At 57.1% G+C, this 20,489-nt stretch carries 20 protein-coding genes; 12 read left to right on the top strand and 8 right to left on the bottom strand.

The annotated features are described in order from the left end of the window. Window positions 1-7: 7 nt before the first annotated feature. On the bottom strand, window positions 8-1,024 hold the full coding sequence (gene mtnA, locus CZ787_RS16225) for an S-methyl-5-thioribose-1-phosphate isomerase (RefSeq protein WP_087111091.1): 1,017 nt from the start codon (window positions 1,022-1,024) through the stop codon (window positions 8-10). Window positions 1,025-1,150: 126 nt separating this feature from the next. Between mtnA and mtnB the strand changes: the two genes are divergently transcribed. From mtnB to CZ787_RS16195, 6 genes are all read left to right on the top strand, one after another. Continuing rightward, window positions 1,151-1,738: a methylthioribulose 1-phosphate dehydratase gene (gene mtnB, locus CZ787_RS16220; RefSeq protein ID WP_087111089.1), complete on the top strand. Its 588-nt coding sequence runs from the start codon at window positions 1,151-1,153 to the stop codon at window positions 1,736-1,738. Beyond that, the gene (gene mtnC, locus CZ787_RS16215; RefSeq protein ID WP_087111087.1) at window positions 1,735-2,454 is read left to right on the top strand and encodes an acireductone synthase; all 720 of its coding nucleotides are present in this window, start codon (window positions 1,735-1,737) and stop codon (window positions 2,452-2,454) included. The genes mtnB and mtnC overlap by 4 nt, the downstream gene beginning before the upstream one ends. 48 nt (window positions 2,455-2,502) lie before the next feature. Continuing rightward, window positions 2,503-3,051, top strand: coding sequence for a 1,2-dihydroxy-3-keto-5-methylthiopentene dioxygenase (locus CZ787_RS16210; protein ID WP_087111085.1), 549 nt, complete (start codon window positions 2,503-2,505; stop codon window positions 3,049-3,051). Window positions 3,052-3,219: 168 nt separating this feature from the next. Then, complete coding sequence (locus tag CZ787_RS16205; protein ID WP_087111083.1) at window positions 3,220-4,713, top strand: sugar ABC transporter ATP-binding protein; 1,494 nt, start codon at window positions 3,220-3,222, stop codon at window positions 4,711-4,713. Then, on the top strand, window positions 4,649-5,737 hold the full coding sequence (locus CZ787_RS16200) for an ABC transporter permease (RefSeq protein WP_217883891.1): 1,089 nt from the start codon (window positions 4,649-4,651) through the stop codon (window positions 5,735-5,737). The genes CZ787_RS16205 and CZ787_RS16200 overlap by 65 nt, the downstream gene beginning before the upstream one ends. Window positions 5,738-5,779: 42 nt before the next feature. Further along, window positions 5,780-6,907, top strand: a complete 1,128-nt coding sequence (locus CZ787_RS16195; RefSeq protein ID WP_254908636.1) for a substrate-binding domain-containing protein — start codon at window positions 5,780-5,782, stop codon at window positions 6,905-6,907. Window positions 6,908-7,029: 122 nt separating this feature from the next. Here the strand turns inward: CZ787_RS16195 and CZ787_RS16190 are convergent, their stop codons facing one another. Beyond that, complete coding sequence (locus CZ787_RS16190; protein WP_087111081.1) at window positions 7,030-8,193, bottom strand: S-(hydroxymethyl)glutathione dehydrogenase/class III alcohol dehydrogenase; 1,164 nt, start codon at window positions 8,191-8,193, stop codon at window positions 7,030-7,032. 122 nt (window positions 8,194-8,315) lie between these two features. Here CZ787_RS16190 and CZ787_RS16185 point away from each other — a divergent pair, with 122 nt between their 5' ends. Further along, window positions 8,316-9,356 (top strand): GlxA family transcriptional regulator, encoded by a 1,041-nt coding sequence (locus CZ787_RS16185; protein WP_087111079.1) that lies wholly within the window; start codon window positions 8,316-8,318, stop codon window positions 9,354-9,356. Window positions 9,357-9,370: 14 nt separating this feature from the next. Here CZ787_RS16185 and folE2 read toward each other — a convergent pair whose 3' ends face one another. From folE2 to CZ787_RS16155, 6 genes are all read right to left on the bottom strand, one after another. Beyond that, window positions 9,371-10,261 carry a GTP cyclohydrolase FolE2 gene (folE2, locus tag CZ787_RS16180; protein WP_087111077.1) on the bottom strand — a complete coding sequence of 297 codons (891 nt, stop codon included), beginning with the start codon at window positions 10,259-10,261 and terminating at the stop codon, window positions 9,371-9,373. Further along, entirely contained in the window at window positions 10,261-11,346 is a 1,086-nt protein-coding gene (locus CZ787_RS16175; RefSeq protein WP_087111075.1) for a CobW family GTP-binding protein, read from the bottom strand. The genes folE2 and CZ787_RS16175 overlap by 1 nt, the downstream gene beginning before the upstream one ends. Window positions 11,347-11,352: 6 nt before the next feature. Then, complete coding sequence (gene dksA / locus CZ787_RS16170; RefSeq protein ID WP_419866538.1) at window positions 11,353-11,817, bottom strand: RNA polymerase-binding protein DksA; 465 nt, start codon at window positions 11,815-11,817, stop codon at window positions 11,353-11,355. A 139-nt stretch (window positions 11,818-11,956) separates the two neighbouring features. Next, a complete protein-coding gene (locus CZ787_RS16165; RefSeq protein ID WP_087111073.1) occupies window positions 11,957-12,517 on the bottom strand; it encodes a carbonate dehydratase in 561 nt (186 codons plus the stop codon). A 343-nt stretch (window positions 12,518-12,860) separates the two neighbouring features. Next, entirely contained in the window at window positions 12,861-14,138 is a 1,278-nt protein-coding gene (gene mtnK, locus CZ787_RS16160; protein ID WP_176372237.1) for an S-methyl-5-thioribose kinase, read from the bottom strand. Between the two features lie 127 nt (window positions 14,139-14,265). Further along, a complete protein-coding gene (locus CZ787_RS16155; protein ID WP_087111070.1) occupies window positions 14,266-15,021 on the bottom strand; it encodes a DeoR/GlpR family DNA-binding transcription regulator in 756 nt (251 codons plus the stop codon). Between the two features lie 145 nt (window positions 15,022-15,166). On the opposite strand from CZ787_RS16155, the gene CZ787_RS16150 reads away from it, so the two are divergent. The 5 genes from CZ787_RS16150 to CZ787_RS16130 are packed head-to-tail and all read left to right on the top strand — an operon-like array spanning window position 15,167 to window position 20,412. Further along, window positions 15,167-16,159, top strand: coding sequence for an ABC transporter substrate-binding protein (locus CZ787_RS16150; RefSeq protein ID WP_087111067.1), 993 nt, complete (start codon window positions 15,167-15,169; stop codon window positions 16,157-16,159). A gap of 2 nt (window positions 16,160-16,161) precedes the next feature. Continuing rightward, a complete protein-coding gene (locus CZ787_RS16145) occupies window positions 16,162-17,862 on the top strand; it encodes an ABC transporter permease (RefSeq protein ID WP_087111065.1) in 1,701 nt (566 codons plus the stop codon). After that, complete coding sequence (locus tag CZ787_RS16140; protein WP_087111063.1) at window positions 17,850-18,896, top strand: ABC transporter ATP-binding protein; 1,047 nt, start codon at window positions 17,850-17,852, stop codon at window positions 18,894-18,896. Before CZ787_RS16145 ends, CZ787_RS16140 begins: the two co-directional genes overlap by 13 nt. Beyond that, window positions 18,893-19,966, top strand: a complete 1,074-nt coding sequence (locus tag CZ787_RS16135; protein ID WP_087111061.1) for an MBL fold metallo-hydrolase — start codon at window positions 18,893-18,895, stop codon at window positions 19,964-19,966. The genes CZ787_RS16140 and CZ787_RS16135 overlap by 4 nt, the downstream gene beginning before the upstream one ends. Continuing rightward, entirely contained in the window at window positions 19,963-20,412 is a 450-nt protein-coding gene (locus tag CZ787_RS16130) for a polynucleotide kinase (protein ID WP_087111059.1), read from the top strand. The genes CZ787_RS16135 and CZ787_RS16130 overlap by 4 nt, the downstream gene beginning before the upstream one ends. Window positions 20,413-20,489 lie beyond the last annotated feature (77 nt).

Genomic DNA, 20,489 nt, shown 5'->3' with positions numbered 1-20,489 from the left:
GAGGCCGTTACCGGCAGTGTTCACCACGGACGATAGCGGCTTGGTCAAACACGCCGGTATCCAGCACCCAGCCGGTGACTAGCGCGGCGGGCGTAACATCAAAAGACGGGTTCCACACCGGCGCATTTTCCGGCGCCCAAACGACATCCCCGAATGCCCCGGTGGCGCCGCGTATTTCTGCGGCGTCGCGCTGCTCAATCGGAATGTCATCGCCGGTGGCGCAGGCCTTGTCTACCGTGGTGTAGGGCGCCACTACGTAGAACGGCACCTTATGGTAGTTGGCGACCACTGCCAGCATGTAAGTGCCCACTTTATTGGCGAAGTCTCCGTTGGCGCAGATGCGGTCGGCACCGACCATCACTTTATCCACTTTGCCTGCGGCCATTAGGCTTGCGGCCATGCTGTCCGCAATTAGCTGATACGGAATATCCAGGTCGGCCATTTCCCAAGCGGTCAGCCGCCCACCCTGAAGCAGCGGGCGGGTTTCGTTGACGTAGACATGCAGCGCTACACCACGCTTTTTGGCCACCGCCAGCGCGCCAATCGCCGTGCCGACCCCGGCCGTGGCCAGGGCGCCGGTATTGCAGTGAGTAAGCACTCGCTCGCCGTCATTCAGTAAGTCCGCGCCGCGCTCGGCCATCTGCAAACACAGCTCGCGGTCCTCTTCAAACAGCGCGGCGGCGCGCTCAGAAAGCGCAGCCGGTCCTTGAGCAAAGCAGGCCTCCATGACGTCCAGGCAATACATCAAATTAACCGCCGTGGGGCGCGTGGCACGTAAGCGGTCACTTACCCACTGCCACTCGTTTTCTTGACCGGGATGTTGCGCCGCATACTGCGCCAGCACAAAGGCCGCACTCAGGCCAATCAGCGGCGCGCCGCGAATCGCCAGACTTTTCACCGCCACCTGCCAATCTTCCGGGCTTGCACAGCGCACCCACGTTTCGGCCTGCGGCAGGCGAGTCTGATCCAGATACTCAAGCGAGTCGGTATACACCCGTAAACTGCGTGACTGAAGATGAGGCATCAGGGGCTCCTTGAGTACTGCGATAAAGAACGTATGGAAAGAACGAATACGGCGCGTGGCTTATCAGCCGCGGAGCATATCATATAGAATGAAGGCCTTTGAAAGCGACGCGATACTGACCCTACGATGATATTACAAGACGAACTGCTAGCAGCGATCTCTTGGGCGGCCCAGCAAGGCTGGACGCCCGCCACGGGCGGTAATTTTTCTGCCCGTGTGCCGCAAGGTTATCTGGTCACCGCCTCGGGCCGTGATAAAACACGCATTCAAGCCGATGACTTATTGCTTTGCGACCTTGAAGGGCGCGTACTTGAAGGCAACGGCAAACCCAGTGCGGAAAGTGACCTTCACGCGGCACTTTATCGGATGGACGAACAGATTGGCTGCGTACTGCACACCCACACCGTGGCAAGCACCGTCCTTTCGCGTCGTTTTCCTGAAGGCATTGCGCTAAGCGGCTTTGAAATGCAAAAGGCGCTACAGGGTAATAGCACGCATGACGCCACCATTCACTTGCCGGTGGTACCCAACTCCCAGGATATGAGCGAGCTGGCCGACCACGTACGGGCAGGTTGGCCGATGCCTTGGGGCTTTCTAGTCGCGGGCCACGGTATTTATGCCGTGGGCAGCAGCATTGCCGAGTGTCGCCGCCATTTGGAAGCCATTGAGTTTTTACTTGCCTGTGTCCTTGAAGAGAGCCGGTGGTCCAAATGATCAATCATCCAGATGTTAATAAGCCAGATCTTGATAACACCAGCATTCGCGCCGTGGTCACCGATATCGAAGGCACCACCACCGATATCAGCTTTGTGCATAAGGTGCTGTTCCCCTACGCTCATGATCAGTTGCCCGAGTACGTGTACACCCACTCGGCCCAACCTGATGTGGAAGAGCAGATAGCCGCAGTGCGCGATGAGCTCAAGGAGCCGGACGCCTCGCTGGATAAAGTGATCGAAACGCTGCTCTACTGGATCGAAACTGACCAAAAAGTCACACCGCTCAAAGCGCTTCAGGGCATGATGTGGGCTGATGGCTACCAGCGTGGCGCCTTTAAAGGGCATCTGTATGGCGATGTTGCCCCGCGTCTTCGTCAGTGGGCAGAAGCCGGCAAGCAGCTTTACGTCTACTCGTCAGGCTCCGTGCAGGCGCAAAAGCTGCTGTTTGGCTACAGCACAGAGGGCGATTTAACGCCGCTGTTCAGCGGCTATTTCGATACGCATATCGGTCATAAGCGCGAAGCCTTGGCGTATCAGCACATCGTCAGCAAGCTACAGCTTCCCGCCGACGAAATCCTGTTCCTATCCGATGTGGTAGAAGAGCTTGATGCCGCCAAGCAGGCGGGAATGCAAACGCTACAACTGGTGCGTGAAGGTACTCAGGCTGGTACGCAGCACGCTTGCGTGACAAGCTTCGATGAGATCAATCTCTAACAACTTAGCCTTTAACAGTTCAAGTATTAGCTAGCGGAGAGCGCCTCAATGTCACAACTTAAAGTATTTGCCGATCAAGACCCGAACAACGCGCTGGTCGATATTACCGACGGAGAGCAGATCAAGGCCGAACTCAACCGTGTAGGCGTGCTATTTGAGCGCTGGGCAACGCCGGGCGAGATCGCCGACGACGCTACCCAGGACGATATTCTGGCGCTCTACCAGGACGACATCGAACGCTTGAAAACCCAAGGCGGCTACCAGACGGTGGATGTGCTGCACATGGTGCCTACGCATCCTGAAAAGGGTGCCATGCGCCAAAAGTTTTTAAACGAGCACCGCCACTTTGAGGACGAAGTGCGCTTTTTCGTGAAAGGCCAAGGGCTTTTCTGCCTGCATATCGACGACAAGGTGTACCAGGTGCTGTGCACCCGCAACGACCTGATCAGCGTACCCGCCAATACACCGCACTGGTTCGATATGGGCCCGGCACCTGAATTTACCGCGCTGCGTTTCTTCGACAACGTGGAAGGCTGGGTACCCCACTGGACCGAGAGCAATATCGCCGGCAAGTTTGACCGGATTGATCAGCTGTAAATATCGGCAGTAACAAAAAGGACGCGGGTTCAATTCCCGCGTCCTTTTTGGCGCTGGCCTCAGGCTTTTTGTGCTTACCACATCCCCTGCCACGGCGATTGACTTTCCAACCCCCTTTACCGATGATCTTGCGCCCTTCACAGCGTATGCCTACCAAGGAGAAACGTCTTGCAAGCGAGCGTGCTTGATATCCAGGGGATTCATAAATCCTTTGGCAACAATCAGGTCTTGCGTGGCATTGATATGCGTATCAGTGCTGGCGAAGTCGTCGTATTGATGGGCGCCAATGGGGCGGGCAAGTCAACTCTGGTCAAGGTGCTTAGCGGCTACCACGCGGCCGACCACGGCCAGATGCGGCTTGCCGATGCGCCCTACTGCCCACGCGATGCGCGTGAGGCGATCCACCAGGGCGTGGTGACCGTACATCAATCCATCGATGACGGCGTCATCCCCGACCTGGACGTAGCCAACAACCTGATGCTGGATAGACTAGCCTCCGGTGCGCACGGCTTATGGGTCAGCGCTAAAAAGCTCCGCCAGCAGGCAAGCGAAGTCGCCGATGCCATGGGTCTTGACATCGATCTGAACGCTCGCGTTGCCGACCTTTCGGTGGCCGACCGGCAGATGATCAGCATCGCCAGAGCCATGGCCCACGCCCCCAGACTTTTGATTCTGGATGAGCCGACCTCGTCACTCTCCGCTACCGAAGCCGAGCGCTTGTTTACGGTGATCGACCGTTTGCGCGCCCAGGGCGTGGCGATTGTGTATATATCGCACCGCATGTCCGATATCAGGCGCTTGGCGGATCGCATCATCTGCTTGCGCGATGGGCAGATATCCGGCGTATTTGATCAAGCGCCGCTGGATCTCACCGCCGCCGTGCATGCCATGCTGGGTCAGGCGATCAATAATGCCGATATTGAGCCGGCAACACCGGGCGCGCCTATCCTGACGCTACAAAATGTCGAACTGACTCAAGGCGCGGCGCCGGTCAGTTTGAACGTGGGTGATGGCGAAGTTGTCGCGTTTACCGGCCTGCTGGGCAGCGGGATGTCGGCGCTTGTCGAGACCCTGTTTGGGCTGAGCTCTTTAAGCAGCGGCACCATGCAGGTCGATGGTCAGCCCTATGCGCCCGCCAATGTACGCGAAGCACTTGCCCAGGGCGTGTTCATGTCGGTAAAAGACAGAGCGACCAACGGCGTGATTGGGGATTTCAATATCGCCGACAATATGACGCTGCCGTTTTTAAAAGCCTTTACCCGTGGGGCGTTTCTGAGTGCCCGCCAGCAGCGCGCCAGCACAGAGCAAATGATTGCCCAGTTGGGGATTGTCTGCCAATCCCACGCAGATGCGATTGGCACGCTTTCCGGAGGCAATCAGCAAAAGGTCATGATCGGGCGCTGGCTTCAATCTCCCAGCCGCGTGTTACTGCTGGATGAGCCCTTTCAAGGCGTGGATATCGGGGCACGGCAGGATATAGGCCGCCATATCCGGGCAACCGCCAAAGGTCGCGCAACGCTGGTGTTTGTTTCTGAACTAGACGAGGCGATTGAAATCGCTGACCGAATTATTGTGTTACATGAAGGAGCCATTGCTGGTGAGCAATCCAACCGAGATATCGACCTCAACGTCCTCGTCGCCCAGGCCTCCGGAAAAGCCTAATGCTAGCGCCGCGAAAGCTCGCTGCCTGGAGCTAGCCATTCGCTACGGTTTCTTGCTTCTGCTGGTAGCGCTGGTGGTTTACTTCAGCCTGGCGGCCTCTGGCTTTGCGAACCCGCGTTCGGCGGTATTTGTACTTCAGTCTGTGGCGATTACCGGTATTCTGGCGCTGGGCGTGACCACCACGCTAGTGGTGGGCGGGTTTGATCTATCCATTGGTGCCGTGGCCACCACGTCGTTGATGCTGGCCGCGTACTGTATGGTCGTCCTCGAACAGCCCGCCTATGTGGCCGTGGCTGTGTGTCTTTTGATGGGGGCTTTCATCGGGCTTATTAACGGTCTTCTGATCGTCAAGTTCCGCATCCCTGACCTGCTGGCCACCCTGGGCATGATGTTTTTGCTGATTGGCCTTCAGCGCATTCCTACCCAGGGCAACTCTATCGCCACCGGTATGTCGCTGGCCGATGGTTCCACCGCAGAAGGCACGTTCTCGGCGGCGTTTCTGTGGCTAGGCAGGCACCGGTTTGACCTTATTCTGGAGCGTTTGATTCCGGTGCCGGTGGTGGTGTTTGTTCTGATTGCGGTCGCTATTTGGCTGTTTCTGGGCTTTACCCGTCACGGCAGGCTGATGTATGCCATTGGCTCCAATGAGCGTGCGACCGCTCTGGTGGGCGCGCCGGTGGAGCGTTACAAGATCACGGCGTACATGATTTCTGGTGTTACCGCCTCGATTGGCGGTATTTTGCTGGCAGCCCGTTTAGGCCGGGGCGATATTGCCAGCGGCAATAACCTGCTGCTGGATAGCGTGGCCGCTGCGCTGATTGGCTTTGCCGTACTGGGTGCTGCACGCCCCAACGCGTTTGGCACCGCCATGGGCGCGCTTTTTGTGGGGATTCTTCTTCAAGGCATGACGATGATGAATGCGCCCTACTACACGCAGGATTTTGTTAAAGGCGCGGTACTGGTGGTGGCACTCATGTTCACCTTTTACCTCTCCTCACGGCGTGGCCAATCAGGCCGTCATTAATAACGCTTCAACGCTAAAAATGTTAACAACCGGGACACCGCTATGCTTAAGCACCTTGCACTTAAACACCTTGTACTTAAACACCTTGTACTTAAAAACCTTGCACTTAAAAACTTTGCACTTAAACACCGTATGCTCAAACGTTTTGCTGTCAGTTTTACCGCCGCCATGGCGCTACTGGGAACGAGCCTTGCAATGGCCGAAGAGCGCCCGGCACCCTTCGATGCGCCGGAAGATGTCACCATCGCGCTTATCCGCTATATCTCCACGGGCGACTTCTTCCAAGCCTATCTGTCGGGTGTAGAGGCGCAAGCCGCTGCGCTGGGCGTGAACCTGCGCGTGCTGGATAGCCGCCAAGATGCGGCCCTGCAGGCAGATATGGTGGACCAGGCTATCGCGCTCGGCGTAGATGGCATCATCATTCAGCACGGGCTGCCGGAGTCCATGAAAGATGCCGCTCAGCGCGCCGTAGAGGCGGGCATTGATGTCGTCGCATTCGATGTGGAAGTGGATAACCCCGCCATCCCGCAAGTCGAGCAGTCCGATTATCTACTGGGCGAGTTGGTGCTTAACCAAGCGCTACAGGATAACGGTGACAGCTTTACCGCAGGCTATGTTTACGTGCCTGGTATCGCGCCGCTTGATCGCCGCAACGCCGCTTGGGAAGATTTTAAAGAAGCTCACCCAGGTGTGACCGAAGCCGCCGTATTCGGCACGCTGGATAACCCCATCGCCAACTCGGTTGCCAATCAGGCCCGCGCGGTGATTCAGGCCAATCCGATGATTGATGTGTTCTTCGCGCCCTACAATGAGTTTGCAGCGGGCGTGAAAATAGCCGTGGATGAAATGGGCCTGGGTGAGGATATCGCTATTTATTCCGCCGATATCTCCACCTCCGACATTGCCGCCATGCGTGAACCCGGCTCGCCCTGGGCCGCAACGGTTGCCACCAACCCAACCGTGGTGGGCGAAGTCTCGGTACGTACGCTAGCGCTATTAATGGCCGGTGAAGAGCCCAGCCAGCAGGTTATCGTGCCGCCCACGCTGATTACCCAAGACTTCCTGAACGATAACGCCATCACCAACATGGAGACGCTGGGTGAAAATATGCCGCAGTTCTCCCATGCTGAGGTAGTACTGGCTGATTGGCTGACCCTGCCTGAGCGTTAATCCTGGACAGTGGCAAACCAGCCATTCAAAAGCTATGCAACGTTGGAACTGGTAGCGGGCTTTTTTATGGTTACACGGAGGCGGGTTCAATCAGAACCCGCCTACCTTCTAAGCGTACATGTTCAGCTTGAAACAATCTTGCCTGCCAGTCCTTCCGGTTGCATCGTCTCCTTGGGCTGGAAATGGATGACCGAACGGATCGATTTGCCCGCGTGCAGCAAGTCGAAGGCGGTGTTGATCTGATCGTGCGTCATATTGTGGGTAATGTAGGGGTCGACATCGAAGTCGCCGCGTAACCATTCATCTACCATCCCCGGCAGCTGACTGCGCCCTAGCACACCGCCAAATGCAGAGCCACGCCATACACGCCCGGTCACCAGTTGAAAGGGTCGCGTAGAAATTTCTTCTCCCGCGCCCGCCACGCCGATCACCGTACACTCACCCCATCCTTTGTGGCAGCACTCCAGTGCCGCACGCATTACGTTGACATTGCCAATGCATTCAAAGGAGTAATCTGCGCCGCCATTGGTCATTTCGACGATGACTTCCTGGATGGGCTGCCTGAAGTCGGCGGGATTAACGCACTCCGTTACGCCCATGTCCCGTGCCAGCGGGAACTTGTTGGGGTTGGTATCGATACCGATAATACGGCCAGCGCCGACCATTTTGGCGCCTTGAATTACCGCCATGCCCACCGCGCCTAAGCCAAAAACCACGACGGTCGCTCCAGGTGTGACCCTAGCAGTATTGCGCACCGCCCCCATCCCGGTCGGCACCGCGCAGCCCATAACACTTGCCTTGGCAAGTGGCGCCTCTTTAGCAATTTTTGCGACCGCAATTTCAGGCAGTACCGTGTATTCGCTGAAAGTGCTGGTCCCCATATAGTGATGGATCATCTTCCCTTTGTAAGAGAACCGCGAGGTGCCGTCAGGCATCACGCCGCGCCCTTGTGTCTCGCGAATCGTCTGGCAAAGATTGGTTTTACCCGACTTGATATAGGGGCAGTTGGGGTCTTCGGGCGTGTAGAGAGGAATCACATGATCCCCGGGCTTAACCGATGCAACGCCACGGCCCACTTCCTCGACGACCCCTACGCCTTCGTGACCGAGCACGGCAGGGAATAGCCCTTCGGGGTCGCGCCCTGAAAGCGTGAACATATCCGTATGGCAGAGGCTGGTGGTAACAATGCGGACCAGCACTTCACCGTCTTTGGGGCCTTCCAGGTCGATTTCTTCAATTTCCAGTGGGCGGTTCGGCTCCCATGCAATCGCGGCGCGCGTTTTCATTTTCTCTCCTTTTACTTGAGCTAAAATGATACGTTATAACGTTTTGTTAAATTACCCCAGCGAGTACTCCGGTCAAATCAAGACAGAGTTCACGGTAATCAGGCCTCGAAAGAGTAATACCCATGAAAAATGACAAAGCCAATAACATCCCAGGGATCACAGCAGCCGAAAACAGCGACCGTGTACATCTCATCATTTATCCAGGGTTTAAAATCATGGAGACCATCGGACCGCTCAGCGTATTCACCCACGCCAACAAACGCTTGGCCGAGCGAGGCGATCCGCGACGTTACAAGGTGACACTGGCCGCCCCACAGCCTGGAGTGATTGCGTCGGAGACGATGGTGCCACTTCAAGCACAGAGCGGGCTGCCTGAAAATGGCCCGCTTTCAACCGTAATGGTGGCAGGCGCTGCCGATATCGAAAAAGCACTCACCAGCCAACCCGCACTTATCGATTGGTGTCGCCGTCGGGCAGATGATGTTCAGCGCTTCGCCGCGCTATGCACCGGGTCATTTTTTCTCGCTGAAGCGGGGCTTCTTAACCGCCGTCGTGCGGCAACGCACTGGCACTATGCGGCCCTGCTACAGCAGCGTTTTCCCGCGTTGCAGGTAGATGCCGATGCGATTTTTGTGCAGGACGGTCGTTTCTGGACTTCCGCCGGGGTGACGGCCGCGATTGATCTGACACTGGCATTTGTCGAGCAGGATTTTGGACGCGATCTGGCGCTGGGCGTAGCGCGCGATCTGGTGGTTTATCTCAAACGCCCGGGTGGCCAGTCGCAATTTAGCGCCGCACTCACCAGCCAAATGACGGGTTCGCCCAGTATGCGCGAGTTACAGAGTTGGCTTATCACTCATCTTGATAAGCCTTTAAAACTGGCGGATATGGCCGCCAAGGCGGGTATAAGCCCCCGCCATTTCAGCCGCACGTTTCTTGACGAGTTTGGCATGACGCCATCGGCCTGGCTTGAAAACGCCCGTTGTGAACGCGCCAAGTCGCTGTTGCTCGACACGACGCTGCCCATGAAAAGCATTGCCTGGCGCGTAGGATTCAGCTCCGACGAACAGATGCGCAAGGTATTTTCTCGTCGTTACGCACTGACGCCTACCGCCTATCGGGCACGCTTTCAAACCGCCCGCACGCCCCTATCGCTTCATTGATTACGATCATCGCATCACCACTGCCATTCGCTGCGTGCGACGGCGTTGTGAGCATGCAGGCTCTCTGCATGCACGACCTTGAGTTGAAATCCCGCGACCCAAGGCATTTTGCGCAGCGTGCTATCCACACGCTTGGCGGCATCTTCACAAAACATCAGGTTTTGGCCATTGGCGAGGGCGAAGGCCTGTTCATCGATACGCTTCACCGCCGTCTGCAGCGCGGTGCCCAGGGCGTTCTCGACCCGGTCGATGGTAGCTTCCAGCGGCAGTGTGTCGCCACTTTCTGGTGACAGACGCAACGAGCAGGTGACGTCACTTCGCTGACTATGGGGAGTTGCCAGTATGCCCTCTTCACTACCGAGCCAAGCCAATACCGCTGACCTGGTCAGTGGTATTTCTTCGAAGTCTTCTTCAAAAGCTTGCTGAATGAGCTGTCGGGCTAACGCCGCCGAGCAGGGGCAAGTCGATGAGTAGCCTATTTTAATATCCAACTGCGCTTGGAAACCCGCGGGGGTCAACTGGCAATGTAACGAGAACGGGTAGTTTTTCCATCCTGCGAGCGGGCTAATTAACGCGCTGCGCTTAAGAGGCATATTGCCCTCAACACTGAGATACGCATGCTGGGACAGTCCGCCCTGGCCCTTTACAAATGCGTTCAATACCGTGTGAACGACAGGCAGTGTCAATGTCTCATTCTCTAGAGCATCCAGCGCTAGATATAAGCGCGACATATGGATCCCCCGGGCGCCCGGCTCATCAAGGCTGACGCCCGCATTTACCGTCACGTTAAGCGTCATATCGTTTAAGCGAATGGGCAGCGCGATACCCTCCATCCCTACCCATGATAAAGCGCCTGATAGCGTCGGCCTTTGGCGTGCAATATCGGGTAACGTCACAGCGGTCATTAGGCACTCTCTTTAGAGGTTTGAAAAAAGCGGTACATCTCAGCCACGCTCTCCGGCGACACATTCTGCGTGATGAAAACAAATCGGGAAACTCGGTCACTCACGCTGCCTGCGGGCAGCTCTGCAGGCGGGTGAAAAATATGTTGTACGCCGTGTAACGCCAGCGGTGTATCCCTGTCGGTAAGATGCACTACCGCTTTGATACGCAACATTTTATCGCCCATCAGCGACATCAAGATATCCAGCCAGCTCTCTAACGTGTCGGGGTGGATTGGCTCTTCAACGCTAAAGCAAAAGGCATTGATACTGTCGCCGTGCGATGTGCTGTCGGGCTGGGTCGCGTTCAACAATGAATGCTTACTCAGCGAAAAAGTAGCGCCGGCGTGTTGATCGGCGGGCTGGACCGTATAGCTGCCCGCCTTTAGCCACTGGTCAACCTGATAACCTGCATGTTCACTTCGATAAAGCCCTGCGCCGACCAGGAGGCTGGCGGAAAGCTCGCCGTTAATTACCTGCCACTGCTCGGCCGTAGGGTTAATTCTCGCGAGCTGGTTGGCCAGGGTAGATACCACGTTTTGCTCGGCCAAGTCAGTTTTGGTGAGTAACAGCTTATCGGCGATGGCTACTTGCTGCTGCGACTCGCTATGGGCTGTAAGCGTTGCTGCGCCATTGACTGCATCAACACAGCACACCACGCTATCAAGTTTAAAACGATGCGCTAGCCAGTGATCGGTCATCAGCAGCTGCAGTATGGAAGTGGGCGCTGCCAGGCCCGTGGTTTCGATCACCACGCGTGAGGGAAAAGGCTTATCTTGTGCCTGAATATCTTCCAACGCTTGCTGTAGCGTACGACTAAGATCGCCGCGCAGCGTACAGCATAGGCAGCCGCTGCTCATTTCGATAACGGCTTGCTCATCGCTATGGGTGATGAGCAGGTGGTCCAGCCCAATATCACCAAACTCATTGATAACCACCAATGTATTACGCATTGACAATTGGTGTACCCAACGATTGAGCAGCGTGGTTTTGCCGCTTCCGAAAAAACCGGTAAGCACGTTAATGGGAATGAGCGAGGGTGTCGTCATAACGGGTTACTCCCACCTTGCTTTGCGGTAATGATTTTCCTGGCTTTCCTGACGCTCTTTCGCCTCAATACATAGCCGCGCAGTGGGTCGGAACAGCAAGCGGGCAATACCAATAGGCTCGCCAGTCTCGTCACAATAGCCATAGTCGCCGTTATCGATCCGTCGTAAAGCCGCATCGATATTGTTCACCAGGCGGCTTTCCCGGTCGGCCTGACGTAGTGATAGACGTAGCTCCTCTTCAAACGAGGCCTGATCGGCTTCATCGCTGTCACGTTCGTGAGAAGCGATTGCCTCTTTCATTTCCTTTAAATGCGCTTGAATTTCTAAGCGCTCATCCAGCAACCGCTGGCGAAAAAAAGCCAGCTGCTCGTCATTCATATAGTCACAGGCTGGCATGTCCCGGACATTGGCCTCTCGCGCCTTATCCGGCAACTCGCGATGCGTTGATACCGTGGTAGTCGGCTTATTCATACATATACCTTGCGCCATAAATTACGTTATAACATAACAAATAAAGGCAAAAAATTTAACGTTAATAGCGACCTGACTCACCAGCTAAGCGTAACAGCGTGCCCTTAATCGTTTTATACGAGCGTAAAATCGCTACTGCCTAAAACTCATTATGGATAGCCTTATAACCCTGCACCAAATCATTGTTGGTACGAGCGACATCCTCGGAAAACGCACTGGCTTCGCTAGGCACCTGCTTTAAAAGCGCCACATCCGTATCGGGGCCAATTCGCTCAGTAGAAGGAACATAAAAGTTCGCGGGCAGTTGGCAACCATCGACCACCGCGTTGTAGCGCACTACGCAGCCATCGCCAATCTGGCAATTGAAAAGTACGCTGTTAAAACCGATAAATACGCCGCTACCCACTGTGCAAGGGCCATGCACAATAGCGCGATGGGCAATCGAGGTGCGCTCGCCTATCGTCACGCTGGCGCCCGACTTGGAATGGATCACGACGCCATCCTGAATATTGGAGTGTGCGCCGATTACAATCGGGTCGATATGACCGTGTACATCCATTTCATCGGCTCTGATCACGGCGTAGGGTCCGATGAATACATTCTCTTCCACGATGACCAATCCACAAATGATAGCCGTGGGATCAATAAAAGCACTGGGATGAATCGTTGGCAGGTCACCACGTGGATTTTTCCTAATCATTGGTCACTTATCCTTATTTATCATAAAGCAGGGGAAGTGTTGAGGCAGACCAGATGGGGCTTACGGACTACAGCAAGGGGACTCAAATATGCTGAAACCAATCTCAGCCAAAACGCTTATTGTTATAGTATAACATACCAGATAAATATAACGAATGCTCTCAATCGTAACGTTACCGGGACAGGGATATGTACTGGGCAGGCTGCGCAATCAGCAACTTGAACGTCTCGTCGTACGCCTTCCTTATAAAAACACCCCCTGTGTTAGAGGGTTGTCCAACGCTAGGGGGCAGCTCATCGGGCGATTGCGGCTTTTTTAAAGCATGTCTTTTATAGAATGCCGTTTATAGAACATCCTGACGGTTATAGGCCTGAGCCAGTTCAATAAGCGCAGGTACCTCACGAGCCGCGTCAGGGTTCATTATAAGCGCCTGGCCCATCAACACATTACGGGCTTCTAGCCGGGCGCGCAGGGCAGTATCTTCGATCTCTTCGAAGTCGGCGTTATGGGCCAGTGACAGCACCCGGCGGTGCATCTCGATACCGCAGTAGGCCAGCGCATCCAGGCGAATCTCATCCAACAGCGCATCGCAGGCGTCGTCCGCACTGTTGCCCTGCTCTTCAAACAGCGCCCTGGGGAACAGAATGCCGGTGCGCTCGGTTTGCCATAAGCGGCAGAACTCGGTATCAAAGCTTGTGAAGCATGCCTCGATGACGTCGAGAATCCACGCCTGATAAGCGTCCAGGTCGTCATCCTGGCGATGGGCGGGCTGACTAAAGTACGCCATCAGGAAGTTGGCCACGGCCATTCCCAGATCAAACGCCATCGGCCCGTATTGAGAAAACTCAGGGTCGATCACACGCACGTCGGTATCGGTCGCCATGATCGAGCCCGAGTGCAAATCACCGTGGAGCATGGTTTCAGTGTTGGCAGTGAACTTCATCAATAGCCGCTGAACCTTGGCTTTTAAGCGCACATTGCGGCGCAGCTCGTCCACCACTGGCGAAAGTTCCGGCGTGTGGTGGTTCATCTCGGCGCCGTAATAAGGGTCGGTGAACACCAATGATTCGGTAATCGCAGGAATCGCCACGTTACCCGAAAACAGCCCCACATCCTGCTTCTTCTCTGGGCTTGGCAGAGAAAGCTCCGAGCCACGAAACGCCGTGCGTGCGCAGAACTGGCCGATGGTTTCCCCCAAGCGAGCCACGCGTTCACCTTTAATCAGCTTACGGCGCAAGATCGTGTGCGGGTAAAGATACTCCATCACAAACAGGGCCTGGGGCTTATCGAAATAAAACACCTCCGGCGCAATGCTTGGGGCACGCTTGGCCTGGCGCACCAGGGCGTAATACTCAAAATGGGCGCGGTAAAGCGGCAGCGGCCAGCTTTCGCCCACCATACGAACGTAGGGCAGCGCCTGCTTGACCACCACGCTACCTGCTGTGCCCGTCACGATAAACACCAGGTTCAGGTTGCCATCGCCCACCTCACGAATTTCCCAGCTCTCGGGCTCGCCGCCTACCCGGCTGGCTACTTCGTGTACATCACCCAGCCGCGTTGCCAGCGTATCTACGGATAACGCTTCATAACGCAAGGCCGCTTCTGATTGACCGTTTTCCACAGCGTGCTCCTCAAGCAAATTTTTTGGGTATTTGTCATCACCTGAGAGCCAATGTCAAATAGATACCAGCGCCTATCGGCTGCGGCTACCTCGCCGACCACCTTAATACCTGCTCATATCAAACTGTTCATATCAAAAACCTAACGCCCTGTGCGGCAAGAGGGCTGCGCAATCGGTCGGGGAGCGCCACGTCGGTAATCACCGCGTCATAATCGGCTAGTTGCCCCGCCGCACAGCGCAGCGGTAAATCAAACTTGGTGCTATCCAGCACCAGAACGCGAAAGGCTGCATTAGCCAACAGCGCTTCACGGGCCATAACCTCATCGTCGTTGTAATCGAAAAGGTTGCCGTGAGCATCCATGCCGCCTACCGAGACAATGCCTACATCCGCCCGGTAGCGTTGAAAAAAGCGCCACGCGTCGCCACCAATTACGTCCTGGTCCCGGCGACGTACCCGGCCACCCGCCACTACCATCTCACACTCCATAGCGGATAGTTTGATAAGCGCATGAAGGTTATTGGTCATGATATGCAGGCCCTTTTTATCGTGCAGCGCGTCGGCGAGCTGCTCAACGGTGGTGCCGGTACCTAGAAAAAGCGACTGATGGTGCTGAATCAGCGAAGCGGCCTGGCGCGCAATATGGCGTTTTCCGGTTTCGTTAACGATCTGGCGCTGGTCGTAGCCGATATTTTCACGGTCGGGAAACGGCAGCACCTCGCCGTGGCGACGCAGCACCATCCCCTTCTCGGCAAGAAAGCGAATATCGCCGCGCAGCGTTTGTACTGACACCCCAAACTGACCGGCCAGCGCCTCCAGCGAATGGCGCCCCTCCTGGCGCACCCGATCAAGCAGCGCTTGGCGACGCTCGTTTAAGCCTTTCATTCCGCACTCATCTCCCTCTTTTTTATTAACGAAAGGCTTTCCGGTGTTTACGAAAGCTTTCCCCCTTCAAACGAAAGGGTACTGTCACGATGTTGTAAGGTGATGACAGTAGTGTGAGCAGGGTCAACTCACTGGAGACTTTCTGATGCTTAAGCGCTCACTCTGCACCGCCATTGCTCTTACCACCACGATGGCAAGTTTGGCTCTTTCGGCAAACGCCGTTGCCGACGACAAGCTCGTGCTCTACACCAGCCAGCCCAACAGCGATGCCCAGCAAACGGTCGATGCCTTCCAGGCAGCCTATCCGGATATCGAAGTGGAGTGGGTACGCGACGGCACCACGCGGTTGATGACCCGCCTGCGCTCCGAGCTTTCCGCCGGGGTCAGTAACCCGGATGTGCTGCTGATCGCCGACAGCATGACCATGGAGTCGTTAAAGCAGGAAGACCAGCTTCAGGCGTATTTGAGCCCTCATCGTGAAGCCTTTGATGCCGAGCTTTTTGACCCCGAAGGCTTCTACTACGGCACCAAGCTGATCACCACCGGTATCGTGTATAACACCGGCGCTGACGAGCAGCCGCAAAGCTGGCAAGACCTACTCAAGCCCGAATATGAAGGCTTAGTGACCATGCCAAGCCCGCTTTACTCGGGCGCGGCACTGATCCACATGGCGGCGATTAGTGAAAACCCTGACTTGGGTGAAAGCTATTACGATGCACTACATGACAACCGCACCGAGGCACAGGGTGGCAACGGCGGTGTGTTCAACGCAGTGGCGGCGGGCACTAAGCCTTACGGCATCGTGGTGGATTTCCTACCCATCCGCGAAGCGGCCAAAGGCTCGCCGGTCGAGTTTGTCTTCCCTGAAGAGGGTGTAAGCGCGGTCACCGAGCCCGTCGCTATTATGGCAGGCGCCAAGAACGTTGATGCGGCACAGAAGTTTGTCGACTTCGTACTCTCGGAAGAGGGCCAGCAGTTGGTCAGCGAGCAGGGGTATCTGCCTGCCCACCCCGGTGTTACGCCGCCAGAAGGCTTCCCCGCCCGCGACACCATCGAGCTGATGCCTGTTGATATCGCCCAAGCGCTTGAGCAGGAAGAAGCCCTGAAGCAGCGTTTTAGCGACCTGTTCGGCGGCTGATCATGTCACCGAGTCTTACCCAAGGCAGCCAGCACCGCTGGCTGCTTACCCTTTTGACGCTTACCGTCGTCCTGCTGAGTCTGGCGCCTAGCCTACGTCTTTTAGTAGAAGCGTTAAGCGATCTGACTCAAGGGGGCGATGCGCCACTATGGCGTGTGCTCCAATCAACGAGTACCTGGCGAGCGCTGTGGCACAGCCTGTATACCTCGGGGCTAGGCATGCTGATCGCCCTTGCACTAGGCAGCCTGTTTGCGTTCGTGATCACCCTCACCGACATTCGCGGCAAGGCGTGGCTGGTGTTCTGCTTTATGCTGCCGATGATGATTCCACCCCAAGTCACGGCACTTAGCTGGCTTCAGCTATTTGGCCCGGCAAGCCCGTTACTCAAAAGCATCGGCATGGCGCCGCCGTTGGGCAGCCCGCAGCCGCTCTACTCGGCGGAAGGCATCGCGCTGCTGTTAGGTATTCAAAGTGCCCCGCTGGTGTTTCTAGCGCTGCGCACCTCGCTACTTTCTCTGCCCCGCGAGCTGGTCGAAGCCGCCCGCATCAGTGGCGCCCGGCAAAACCAGGTATGGCGGCATATCGTGCTGCCCGTGACGAGAAGCGGCCTAGTCGCAGGTGCCGCCATGGCGTTTATCTCCAGCCTGGGTAACTTTGGCATCCCGGCCATGCTGGGCATTCCTGCGGGCTACTATGTACTGCCTACGCTGATCTATCAGCGCATGGCCAGTTTTGGCACCGGCGTACTGGCTGAGATGGCGGCCCTTTCGCTGCTGATTGGCGTGCTGGCGCTGGTGGGTGTGGCGCTTCAACAACATTGGATGGGCCGCAGCCGTTTCGGGCTGGTAGGGCATAGCGGGCGCGCCCATGATTTCTCACTCGGCCGCTTTCGTGCGCTGGTCACGGTGCTGCTGGTCATCGTGTTGCTGGTCATTCTTGTCGCTCCGCTGGTGGCGCTGGTAGTCAGCTCGCTGGTGCCAGCCATGGGCGTACCGCTTAATGCCGATACCGCCACTCTAAACGCCTACCATGAAGTGATTGGCCGCCAGGGCGCTACGTGGCGCGCCATGCGCAATAGCTTTTGGCTTGCCGGTGGCGCAGCCGTGGTGCTCATGCTGTGCAGCCTGCCGCTGGCCTACCGCCTCCAGCGGCTTCCAGCGCGCCTGCAAAACCTGACGCTGAGTATTATCGAACTGCCTTACGCCCTGCCCGGCGTGGTACTCGCAATTGCCTGCATTCTGCTGTTCGTGCGGCCATTGCCTATTATCAACGTCGCACTATACGGCACGCTGGGGCTGATCTTCGTGGCTTATCTGGCGCGTTTTCTGGTGGTGTGCCTAAAGCCGGTCAGCGCCAGCCTCGCCCAGCTTGACCCTTCGCTTGAAGAAGCCGCTCAGCTCGCCGGTGCCGGCCCTTGGCGCCGCCTTGCCACTATCGTAATGCCGCTGATTGCGCCCGCGCTGTTTGCCGGTGGACTGTTGGTATTTCTGCTGGCCGTCAACGAGCTGACCGTCTCGGCGCTTCTATGGAGTGCGGGCAACGAAACCCTGGGCGTGCTGATTTTCAACCTCGATGAAGGTGGCGAAAGCGTTCTGGCCTCGGCGGTGTCCGTGCTGGTCGTACTGATGGTCGCCTCACTCATGCTCTCGCTTAGCCTTCTGGCCCCGCGTTTACCCAAAGGAGTCGTGCCATGGCAGGGCTAACCCTCAAGCAAGTCACCAAGCAGTTTGGCGAACACAACGCCGTGGATGGGCTTTCATTAACGGTTGAGCCGGGTGAGTTCGTCGCCCTGCTCGGCCCCAGCGGCTGCGGAAAAACCACCATGCTGCGTATGCTGGCCGGGTTCGAGCAGGTCAGCGGCGGTGAAATCCATCTGGGCAACCAGCTTCTAGCGAGCGAGCAGCACCACGTGCTCCCCGAGCAGCGCAATATGGCCATGGTGTTCCAATCCTACGCGCTGTGGCCGCATATGAGCGTGGCCGATAACGTCGGCTACCCGCTCAAAGTGCGCGGCGTGCGCGGGGCGGATTATCAACGCCGCGTTGAGCAGGCGCTTGCCCTAGTGGCGCTTGAGCCCTACGCCCAGCGCACGCCGCAGGATTTAAGCGGCGGCCAGCGCCAGCGCGTGGCACTCGCCCGCTGCCTGGTCACCGACCCGTCAGTAGTGCTTTTGGATGAGCCCCTAGCGAACCTGGACCGTCACCTGCGCGCATCCATGGAGCATAGCTTTGCAGATTTTCACCGCCGCACCGAGGCCACCATGGTCTACGTCACGCATGATCAAAGCGAAGCCATGGCGCTGGCCGACCGTATCGCGGTGATGCAGGCGGGCAAGCTGGTGCAGTGGGCCACGCCCGAAACGCTCTACCGCGAGCCGCGTACGTCCTGGGTGGCAAGCTTTATCGGCCAGGGCAGCCAATTGATGATAAGCACCGGCGCACCGGGCAGGCGCCTTGGTGGCAATGAGCTGATGCAGGGGCTGGCGTCTCCCGCTGCCCAGCGCCATCAGGCGGTGCTGGTGCGCCCGGAACATATTCAGGTGCATACTGAGGCGCCCAGCCAGCAGGACTTAACCGCCCGCGTTGAGCGCCAGACCTTTCGTGGCGAACGCTATGAGATTCACCTGCGCATGAGGGATGGCGCAACGCTGCTCGCCTATCATCCTCACGCGCTGAAAGAGGGCCAGCAGGTGGCGCTAACGCTCCTGGAAGGCTGGTGTCTGGAGCCCGACCAATGAACGCCAGCATCAACATATTAAGCGGCCTGGGCGATAAAGGCCCTGCAGCCATTGTGGTGGAGGCCAACGGCAAGCGGCTTCTGCTGGATGCTGGCGGCGCGCTGCACCCAGGCGAGCCAATTACCTGGGCACGCGGGCTTGATGTCGATGCGGTGATTATCAGTCACGACCATATCGATCATATTGGCGGCGTCAGCGAGCTGCCCGCTACGCTGCCGCTTTACTGCACGCCGCTGGTTGCTCAGGCACTTCCCAACGGACGCGCCTGGCAGCCGTTGCCCGAGCGCGGCACCTGCCAAATTGCCGGTATTACGGTGACCACCGGGCAGGCGGGCCATTCGTTGGGCGGGGTATGGATTCATCTGGATGTCGAGGGCGGCATTTTCTACAGCGGCGACGCCTGCTTTGAGTCCCGGCTATTTCCGTTTGATACGCCGCCACCGGCGCGTATAGCACTGCTTGATGCGTCCTACGGCACCTACGATCAGCCCCAGCAGGCATGTGTGGACGCCATCAGCGAACACTTGTGCCGCCCGCTGGTTTTCCCGGTCCCTGAATCGGGCCGGGCGCTTGAGATGGCGCTCTGGCTAGCCGAAGAGGCGGATGCTCGCGGGCTTTCGCTCGCCATTGATCCGATTATTCGCACCAATCTGCAAACCCTGCTGGCACTCCCCGCGACGCTTCGCCGCTCAAACGCGGATAACAGGATTCAAACACTTCTGGCGCGCCCCGATGCTTCCCAGCCAAGCCTCAACCTGATCAGCGACCGGGGTGATACAGCGGCCATGTGGCCAGGTTTTCACCTGCTGCACACCGGTTATCTGACGCCTTCGCGCTGCGCCGAGCTTACCGCTGGCGACATCCTCTGGCAGCGCTGGAATGTGCACCTACGCGCCTCGCACCTGGTTGCGCTTGCCGATCAAGTAAACGCCGAACGTGTGGTGCCGCTGTTTACCCACTTATCCGAACCGACTCTTAGCGCCTGGCGCGCGTTACTCGGTGCGCGCCTCGCCACGCAAAAGATGCTGTTTTTAAATACTTACGTCTTGAATAACAGGAGCCTTGCATGACCCACGCCGTGATTGTCGATGTTGACGGTACGTTAGCTGAATTTCACCCCACGAAAGTACACGAATGGGTGTTAGGCCCTGCCAAGCAGTGGGACCCCTTCTTTGCGTTTATGGCCGAAGCGCCAGTGATCGAACCGGTCGCCCGGCTGGTGAAACTATTGAAAGCCCAGGGCCAGCAGATCATCATTTGCAGCGGCCGCCCGGACACTCACCGCGAACATACCCACGAATGGCTGACGCGCAACGCCATCCCGTTTGACGCCATGTACCTGCGCCCGGATGGCCATGACCACGTGGACGATGAAGCCGTCAAAGAAGCCCTGCTCAGCATCATGCGTGAAGACGGTTTCGATCCCTGGCTGGTGCTGGACGACCGCGATGCGGTAGTCGCCCAGTGGCGCGCTTTGGGGCTTACCTGCCTGCAATGCGCCCCGGGTGATTTTTAACCAGGCGCGCTAAGCCTGCAGCTACATTACTAAAACGCCTCTGCTGCTTTATCCTGATCGTTTAATATCCCAATCTG

Source organism: Halomonas citrativorans (genome assembly GCF_900163645.1).
Lineage (GTDB): Bacteria > Pseudomonadota > Gammaproteobacteria > Pseudomonadales > Halomonadaceae > Vreelandella > Vreelandella citrativorans.
This window is presented reverse-complemented; position numbering and strand designations above follow the sequence as displayed.